Here is a 497-nt window from a genome sequence, read left to right as displayed (position 1 = left end):
GAGCCTGTCAATCTGTCTGTGTAAGTGGTGGTGTTCAGAGGTAGGGGTTGATGCGGTCGGGGTAGGCGGCGGCGAGTTGGGCGAGGGCTTGTTTCCAGTTCGTGGTGACCTGGCCCTCGACGAGGCGGCCGGAGGCCTTGCGCTCGCTGGCGGGCTTTCCCTTCTCCCGTGCTCGGTCGAGGGCGCGTTTGTCCTCGATGTTGCAGATCGCCAGCCAGAGCAGCTTGACCGCGGCCTCGGTCGAGGGGAAGTGGCCGCGGTTCTTGGTGACCTTGCGCAGCTGGAAGTTCAGCGACTCGATGCTGTTGGTGGTGTAGATGACTCGGCGCAGCATCGGAGGGAACGCGAGGAACGGGACGAACCGGTCCCACGCGTTGTTCCAGGTCATCACCGCGGACGGGTACTTCTGGCCCCACCCAGAGGCCGTGAACTCCTCGAGGGCCTTGCGGGCAGCGTCCTCGCTCGGGGCGGTATAGATCGGCTTCAGCGCGGCGGCG

General features: G+C 65.6%; 1 protein-coding gene. It reads right to left on the bottom strand.

Annotated features, from left to right (window positions below; all coding sequences use genetic code 11):
• Positions 1 to 34 precede the first annotated feature (34 nt).
• On the bottom strand, positions 35 to 497 hold a 463-nt coding region (locus FHG10_RS17810), incomplete at its 5' end, for a transposase (RefSeq protein ID WP_193636380.1).

Origin of the sequence: Brachybacterium subflavum (assembly GCF_009299795.1) — a bacterium.
GTDB lineage: Bacteria > Actinomycetota > Actinomycetes > Actinomycetales > Dermabacteraceae > Brachybacterium > Brachybacterium subflavum.
Note: the sequence above shows the minus strand (reverse complement) of the source record. Positions and strands in the feature narration are given on the sequence as shown.